The 7,252-nt window shown below is 64.9% G+C and carries 8 protein-coding genes; 6 read left to right on the forward strand and 2 right to left on the reverse strand.

The genetic code is table 11. The annotated features are described in order from the left end of the window. Positions 1 to 355: 355 nt before the first annotated feature. Complete coding sequence (locus tag H0W40_RS18215) at positions 356 to 538, reverse strand: hypothetical protein (protein ID WP_292449112.1); 183 nt, start codon at positions 536 to 538, stop codon at positions 356 to 358. Between the two features lie 672 nt (positions 539 to 1,210). On the opposite strand from H0W40_RS18215, the gene H0W40_RS18220 reads away from it, so the two are divergent. Together H0W40_RS18220 and H0W40_RS18225 are read left to right on the forward strand one after the other, a co-directional pair. Continuing rightward, a complete protein-coding gene (locus H0W40_RS18220) occupies positions 1,211 to 2,386 on the forward strand; it encodes an AAA family ATPase (protein WP_292449114.1) in 1,176 nt (391 codons plus the stop codon). A 254-nt stretch (positions 2,387 to 2,640) separates the two neighbouring features. After that, positions 2,641 to 4,056 carry an IS1182 family transposase gene (locus H0W40_RS18225; RefSeq protein ID WP_292449116.1) on the forward strand — a complete coding sequence of 472 codons (1,416 nt, stop codon included), beginning with the start codon at positions 2,641 to 2,643 and terminating at the stop codon, positions 4,054 to 4,056. A 419-nt stretch (positions 4,057 to 4,475) separates the two neighbouring features. Here the strand turns inward: H0W40_RS18225 and H0W40_RS18230 are convergent, their stop codons facing one another. After that, positions 4,476 to 4,730, reverse strand: a complete 255-nt coding sequence (locus tag H0W40_RS18230) for a hypothetical protein (protein WP_292449118.1) — start codon at positions 4,728 to 4,730, stop codon at positions 4,476 to 4,478. Positions 4,731 to 4,807: 77 nt separating this feature from the next. Here H0W40_RS18230 and H0W40_RS18235 point away from each other — a divergent pair, with 77 nt between their 5' ends. The 4 genes from H0W40_RS18235 to H0W40_RS18245 all read left to right on the forward strand — a co-directional run. Beyond that, positions 4,808 to 5,323, forward strand: coding sequence for a DUF2243 domain-containing protein (locus tag H0W40_RS18235; protein WP_292449120.1), 516 nt, complete (start codon positions 4,808 to 4,810; stop codon positions 5,321 to 5,323). Then, positions 5,211 to 5,726 carry a methyltransferase gene (locus H0W40_RS20095; protein WP_367153843.1) on the forward strand — a complete coding sequence of 172 codons (516 nt, stop codon included), beginning with the start codon at positions 5,211 to 5,213 and terminating at the stop codon, positions 5,724 to 5,726. The genes H0W40_RS18235 and H0W40_RS20095 overlap by 113 nt, the downstream gene beginning before the upstream one ends. Beyond that, on the forward strand, positions 5,689 to 6,075 hold the full coding sequence (locus tag H0W40_RS18240; RefSeq protein WP_292449121.1) for a hypothetical protein: 387 nt from the start codon (positions 5,689 to 5,691) through the stop codon (positions 6,073 to 6,075). Before H0W40_RS20095 ends, H0W40_RS18240 begins: the two co-directional genes overlap by 38 nt. Further along, positions 6,072 to 7,252: Mur ligase family protein (locus tag H0W40_RS18245; protein WP_292449123.1), on the forward strand; the 1,181-nt coding region annotated here is incomplete at its 3' end. The genes H0W40_RS18240 and H0W40_RS18245, both read left to right, overlap by 4 nt.

The raw sequence follows: 7,252 nt of genomic DNA on the forward strand, positions 1-7,252 counted from the left end.
CAGGTAATCTCAGAGTACGAGCGCATCGAGCGAGGTCAGCCAGAAGCCCCGCCGCAAGCCTTCCGCACCGACTGAGGGGCGCCTCGTTCCGGCGATAAGGCACGGGGGTCTTAATTGACTGCCTACCGAAGGGATTTGTTCGCAGTCGCACCGTTGCGCTCAGGCATTGGTGCTTCACGGCGGACGCGCCGACGGCCCTGACCCGGAGGCCGACCGCCCTGCCGTCACGGCCCCGCCCTCCAGGTCACCGCGGCCTTCGGTCAGCGGGACCGCCGTGAAGATGGCCTGAGGTCGGCGGCGGCCGGTGTGGGTGATCAGGCGGCGGCTGATCTCAGCCTTTCTACAGGCAGCTCGCTTACACGATGGTCGGAATGCCTTGGCGCAGCCACGCCGTGGCGGCCTCTTCAGGCTCGAGAGTTCGCCAGCGCTCTTGAGCCCACAGCTCTGCTGCCACCTCGGCCAAGTCAGCGCCCGCCAGGCGTGGCCACTCCTCACGCAGGCGCAGCGCGCATCGAGCGATCCATTGCGACTCGTTCATGGAAACCTCCGGGCTGACTCGTCTGGATACTGTACATCCATCCAGTATTAGAGGAGGCCCAGGCCGTGCAATCGACCGACCCGATGGGTGCCAAGAGAAACGCCGAGGCATTGAAGGGCTCCGGCTCCAAGGCGCCGGCGCCCAAGCGCAGCAAGTAGGCCTCATATGCCCGTGACCACTGCCCCTTGCCGCCATGTCGGGCCTAATGGCCCGGGGTCCTGGCAGGCAGGCAGCGTGGTCGGTGCCCGCAAATACTGGTTGGTGCTGCCCGACAGTGCAAGCCTTTTCCACTCAGCGAGGTGCCCAAGAGATCCGCGCCTGTCTAGGGGTCCAAATCGTTGTAGAACCCATGACGAACAAGGGGACCCCGTCGAGGGACCCAGACCCCGGCGAAGTCCCTTGCTGATCTCCAGCACAGCGACAACGTGCTGATCCTCGATTCGTCTGCCCTATCGCGTAGCTTTCCGGCCTGCCAACGAGGTGGAGGCCTGGATCGGCGACACGAACAAGTGGCGGCAGGACCTCGGCCGGACGCGTTGGAGCCCAGTAGTTTGGCGGCACCCGGCGCGAGTACGCTCACGTTCGGATGTCTGAGGTGGTCCAGAGCGTGGCTGTGCTTGTAGGGAGTTTTAGGAAATTTGACTAATTATCATCCTCAGCTAAAATTCCCCAATGGACAGGATCTTTCACCGCACCGCCCTCGCCCAGCAGATCGCACAGCAGCTGCTTCGCCCCGGGGTCCTGGACGAAGGCCTGCGATCAGGCCTGTTCATCTCCGGCGCGAGGCGCACCGGAAAGACCACCTTCCTGCAGGCGGACTTGGTACCCGCGCTTGAGGCCGCCGGCGCATTGGTGATCTATGTGGACCTGTGGTCGAACACGCAGGCGAATCCGGCCACCTTGGTGCACGCCGCCATCCGCCGCGCGCTTCAAGAAGTGCAGACGCCCACTGGTGCTATCGCCGAGCGGCTCAAGAAGCTGCGCAACGCCGAGATCGCCGTCGCGGGTTTCAAGTTCGGCTTCAAGGTCGAGAGCGTCGGCACCGAAGGCGGCGCGACGCTGGCGGAAGCATTCACGCAAGTGGTGGACCAGGCGCACGGAGACATCGTGTTGATCGTCGACGAGATTCAGCACGCGATCACCTCCGACGAGGGCAACAAGATGCTGCTCGCGTTGAAGGCTGCGCGGGACGCGATCAACCCGAGACCAGGGACACCGGGCCACTTCATCTTCGTTGGTACCGGCTCGCACCGGGCGCTTGTGAGCGAACTGACGGCTCGCCGGAATCAGGCCTTCGCAGGTGCCACATCGATTGCCTACCCCGTCCTCGATGCAGACTACGTAGCGCACCTGTTCGAGCGGCTGCGCATTGAGGGCTTAGCGACCCAGCCCAGCCTGGAGGTGGCCACGCAGGCCTTCCGCACTCTCGGCGCTCGACCCGAGGAGATGCTGCGAGCTTTGCGAGAGCTGCGTTCTCTCCTGCCGCCCGGTGGCGACCCCAATGACTTCCTGCCGGTTATTGCGGGCACGCTGCGCTCCACTGCGGCAGACGTGGAGATCATGAAAGTCGAGCAGCTTGGAGCCCTGGCCACGGCCGTATTCGAGCGAGTGGCCGGCGTCGACGGCGACGCCAAGGGCTTGTTCTCGGCGGATTCGCTGGCCGGCTACGCGCAAGTTCTTGGTCGTGATGTTCGCGCCGACGAGGTTCAAGCGGTACTCAATGAGCTGATGGTCGCCAACGTCGTGATGCGCCGCGGCCATGGGCTGTATGGGTTGACCGATCCATTCGTGCAGGAGATCTGGCGCGAGCGTAACGCGCTGATGCTGCCGCCGGGAGAGGATCGCTGAACACAGTGCCGCGGGTCGACCGTACGATGACGGTCCACCAGCAGGCAGTTCGCTGTGCAGCAGCGCAATCGTGGTGGCCTCGATTGTCGGCCCATTTGATCGGGCACAGTCCATTCCACTACTGCGAGTCTTGAGCTGCCATTGAGGCCGGCAACCTGAAGGACCGGTCATGGCCTGTTCTGTTGAAAAACTCCCTGACAGTTTTAGACATTTGATCTATGTTGATGGCAACCGATTGACGGGAGCACATCGCGATGATGGGTCAACAGGGTGGCAGCCAGGACAGACTCTTCTACTCATTCAATCTCGACGATCACGTCCCGCGCAATCACTTGCTGCGGAGTATCGATCGCTTCTTCGACCTCGGTGAACTGCGTACCCACCTTGCGCCGTTCTACAGCCGCACAGGCCGGCCATCGATCGACCCTGAACTGATGATGCGCATGTTGATCGTCGGCTACTGCTTCGGTATCCGCTCCGAGCGCCGCCTGTGCGAGGAGGTCCATCTGAACCTGGCCTATCGATGGTTCTGCAGACTCGATCTCGAAGATGCAGTGCCCGACCACTCGACCTTCTCCAAGAATCGGCACGGTCGCTTCCGCGAGAGCGACGCCTTGCGCTATATGTTCGAGAGCGTGCTGCGCAGATGCATGAGCGAAGGCCTGGTCCGCGGAGAAGGATTCGCGATTGATGCCAGCGTCATCAAGGCTGACGCGAGCCGAGCGCGTGGTGTTCCTGGATCCGAGACCACCGACTGGCGCAAGGACGCGGGAACGAGCCGAGCCATGCGTGAGTACCTCGACGCGCTCGAAGAGTTCAACCCGACGGGTGACGACGACGCAGAGCCACCAGAGCCGCCTGTGCCGGGCAAGAATGTCTCGCTGACTGACCCCGCGGCGCGTTGGACCGCCGCGCCGGGCGGGCCAGCGTTCTATGCCTATTCGACCAACTACCTGATCGATCTGGACGCCGGGATCATCGTGGATGTCGAGGCCACGCCGGCGCATCGCACGCAGGAGGTCGAATCGACCAAGACGATGATCAACCGCGTGGAACAGCGCTTCGGAATGAAGCCGGAACGCCTGGTGGGCGATACCGCCTACGGCACCGCACCCATGCTCGGGTGGATGGTGCAAGACAAGGGCATCGCGCTACATGTGCCCGTGTGGGACAGGAGTGAACGCAAGGATGGCACGCTGTCGAGCAGCGAGTTCGTCTGGGATGAGCACGCCAACGAATACCGCTGCCCGCAAGGACATGCGCTCCTCAGCGATCGACGCCAGTTCACCCAGCCACGCGATCACATCATCAAGGCCGGAACGATCCTGTACAGCGCCAGCCAACACGACTGCACTGGATGCTCGATGAAGCAACAGTGTTCCCCGATCATGCCCAACCGCAGAATCATGCGCAGCGTGCACGAGCGCTCGAGGGAGGTCGCGCGCGAGATCGCCACCACGCCGCGATACAAGCAGTCGCGACGTGATCGAAAGAAGGTCGAGATGCTGTTCGCACATCTCAAACGCATCCTCAAACTGGACCGGCTGCGCCTGAGAGGACTGACCGGCGCGCATGACGAGTTCCTGTTGGCCGCGACAGCTCAAAACCTGCGAAGAATGGCAAAAAGGTTGTTCGAAGGACAACAAAACGCGGCTGCGATGCCAGCCTGAAGAGGCTGCGGATCCGAGACACCCCGATCAGCCGTTCCCTCGCCTCATCGTCATTGGCTTCAGCAGAGGAAAAGCCTCAAAAGCTCATTCTTAAATCGAGTTCTTCAACGGAATAGGCCGGCACTGTGAGTTCGCGGGCGCGCAAGCAAGCTGACCTCCCCGGTTCAACCTCGTTGCCAGAGTGTCAGCACCCCGGCGCCGCCGGGAACTGGCGTTCCCGCCCATCTGCCGACGTTCGAGGCGAATCGGGGATCGGCAGGAACCTAATGGCTGCTGACGTTCGACCCTCGCCTACCGAACGACGCCGTCTGCGGAAGTGGACCGTGGCAGATTTCGGAACAGTATCGCTGAGGGTTTGCAGGCCCTCAAGCTGAATGTATCTGCGGTTGAGAGCAACCGCTCGTCGTCCTGCTTGATCATCATGGCGCCGACCAATCGTCTGATGGCCGCGTCGTTGGGGAAGTGCCACGACGTTGGTTCGGCGTTTGAATCCTGACACCCCCCGCCCGGGTGCGCATCGTCGGCACGGTGATCGTCACGTTGTGCACGCCCGGATCGGCTGCGATCGCCTCGTTGATCGCCGCGTCGGTGCGGTCGACGAGCCGGGTGTCGCCGCGGCCGCGATCACGTCGCAGAATGCAGCCGTTCAGGCAGCGCCCAAGGCTGCTGCTCACGCTGACGCGGATTCCTCTTCCGGCAGAGCCAAACGCCGGGCATCGGTGCGACTAACCTCACAGGCAAGAGCGCAAACATGAACGACGTGAACTCTGGGTTTCCTACTGCGCCCGGCATATGGTTCGGTCTGGGCCTAGGCGGATTTTTCGACGGCATCGTGTTGCACCAGATCCTACAGTGGCACCACATGCTGACCAGTGCAGGGTACCCGCCGGACAGCGTGCACAACCTGAAGGTCAACACCTTGTGGGACGGCATTTTCCACGCTTCGACCTACGTCTTCGTCGGGGTCGGGCTGCTGCTGCTGTGGCTCGCCGCCCACCGGCGCCACCGGTGGTGGTCCGGGAAGATGCTGGTAGGTTCGATGCTGATGGGATTCGGCATCTTCAATGTTGGCGAGGGGATCGTGAACCACCACCTGCTTGGGATCCACCACGTTAACGAAACCGTCCCGCCAAACCAGTGGATCTACTGGGACCTTGGATTTCTGGCGTGGGGCGCTGCGATGCTGGTGGGCGGATGGCTTCTACTACGCGCGGGCAAGCGCGAGACCGCCCACAGGTCATCAGAGGGAATCCGCGGGGCGGCATGACGAGTATCGAAGCAGACCGCGCCAGAGCCGGCTGGGCGGCCGGTGTGCTCGTGCCGCATGGCAGCGGCTGGCGCAACAGCGCACGCGCCTCGACGTTAACTGGCTGTACTTTCACTCTGCCTATCCGACGAACCAGGACGATGCCGTCTTCTTCGGGCCGGACACCTATCGCTTCACCGCCGCCATCGACGTCCATCTCGCCGGCGGCCGGACAGTCCGCCGCGCCGTCGATATCTGCTGCGGCGCCGGCCGGGGCGCGGTGGTCATTGCGCTGGCGCGGCCCGACGCCGACGTCCACGCCGTCGACATCAACGATGCGGCCTTGCGGCTTACCGCCGTCAACGCGGCTGGCTGGCGCCACCCGCGTGAGGCAGCGCCGCTCCGACCTGCTCTCGACCCTTGACGGCGGGTTCGATCTCATCGTCGGCAACCCGCCGTACCTGCTCGACCGCGGCAAGCGCGTCTACCGCCACGGCGGCGGCGGCCTCGGCGAGTGCCTGGCCAAGCTATCGCCGACGTGGCCTGCTATCGTCTTAGCACCCGGGGGTGCGCTGCTGCTCTACACCGGCTCGGCCATCGTCGATGGCGTCCACCGCTTCCGCGCCGTGGTGAAGCCGAAGCTGCAGGAAGACCGCCTCGAAGCGATCGATGTAGAGCTCGACCCCGACGTCTTCGGCGAAGAACTGCTCGAGCCGGCCTACGCCGAGGCCGATCGCATCGCTGCCGTCCTCGTCACCGCAAGGCGACCGTGAAGATCGTCTCCAGCCGCTTCCTGCGCGGCCCGAACGTGCACTCGATGCAGCCTTGCGTGCTGAGCATCGTCGACCTCGAGGCGCTCTCCGACGTCACGCCGAGCGCGCTGCCCGGCTTCGAGGCGCGCCTGCTCGCCGCCCTGCCCGCGCTCGCCCGGCCTGACGGCGCCTTGCCATGGCCGGCTCGCGGCCTCGCCGATGTGGTCGGCGCGGTCGCTGGCGGCTTGCAGAGCAGAGCGGGCACGCCCGTCGCCTTCAGCCGCGCGCTGCCGGTCCTGGGCCGGCCGGGCCAGCACTGGATCGCCTGCGGCTACGAACACGAGGCGGTCGCCGAACAGGCCATGGCGGTGGCCATCCATGCGGTGTCGGCCTGGGCCGCCGACGACGACTTCGATCTCGGGCCCCGACTCGACGCGCTGCGCTCGCTGGTCGCGGCGCGGGCCATCGACGCTGCCAGCCGGGCCCTTATCGAGATAGCCTCGGCGCGGGGCATTCCCGTGCTTCGCCTCGAGGACGCCGAGCGCCGCTTCCAGCTTGGCTGGGGCTGCCGCCAGCGCCGCTTCGAAGCCGGTAACGGCACGCAGTCGGCAGACGCGAAGAGCGACCGCTCGTCGCCCGTTGCCCGAGCACGCAGCCAGCTCGAGACCCTGTTTCCCGAGGGCGCGAACGGCCGCATTCCGACCGTCGCCATCACCGGCACCAACGGAAAGACGACGACCGCCCAGCTCCTTGCATACGCCTTGCGCACCGCTCAGTCCGGCCGGTCCACGGTCGGCACGACGACGACGCAGGCCGTCTACATCGGCGAGCGCGTGATCGAGCGCGGCGACTGCACCGGCTACTGGTCGGCGCGCCGGGTACTCACCGACGATGGGGTCGACGCCGCGGTGCTCGAGACGGCGCGCGGGGGCATCCTCAAGCGCGGCTTGGCCTTCGACCGCTGCGATGTCGGCGTCGTCCTCAACGTCTCGGCCGACCACCTCGGTCTCGATGGTGTCGAGACGCTGGCCGACCTCGCCGTCGTCAAGGGCCTGGTCGCACGTTGCGCCGCGCGCGCCGCCGTGCTGAATGCCGAGGATCCGTCCTGCGTTGCGATGGCAAACACGCTGCAGCCCGGCTGCGTGCCAACGTGGTTCGCGATGGATGCAAGCAACGCCTGGGTCACCGAGCACCGCGA

It is taken from the genome of Methylibium sp., from assembly GCF_013817345.1.
In the GTDB taxonomy this organism is placed as follows: domain Bacteria; phylum Pseudomonadota; class Gammaproteobacteria; order Burkholderiales; family Burkholderiaceae_C; genus Methylibium.

Bases quoted from the DNA above. Each gene is read 5' to 3' on its own strand.
- H0W40_RS18215 (WP_292449112.1), bottom strand. From the start codon at position 538: ATGAACGAGTCGCAATGGATCGCTCGATGCGCGCTGCGCCTGCGTGAG.
- H0W40_RS18220 (WP_292449114.1), top strand. From the start codon at position 1,211: ATGGACAGGATCTTTCACCGCACCGCCCTCGCCCAGCAGATCGCACAG.
- H0W40_RS18235 (WP_292449120.1), top strand. From the start codon at position 4,808: ATGAACGACGTGAACTCTGGGTTTCCTACTGCGCCCGGCATATGGTTC.
- H0W40_RS18225 (WP_292449116.1), top strand. From the start codon at position 2,641: ATGATGGGTCAACAGGGTGGCAGCCAGGACAGACTCTTCTACTCATTC.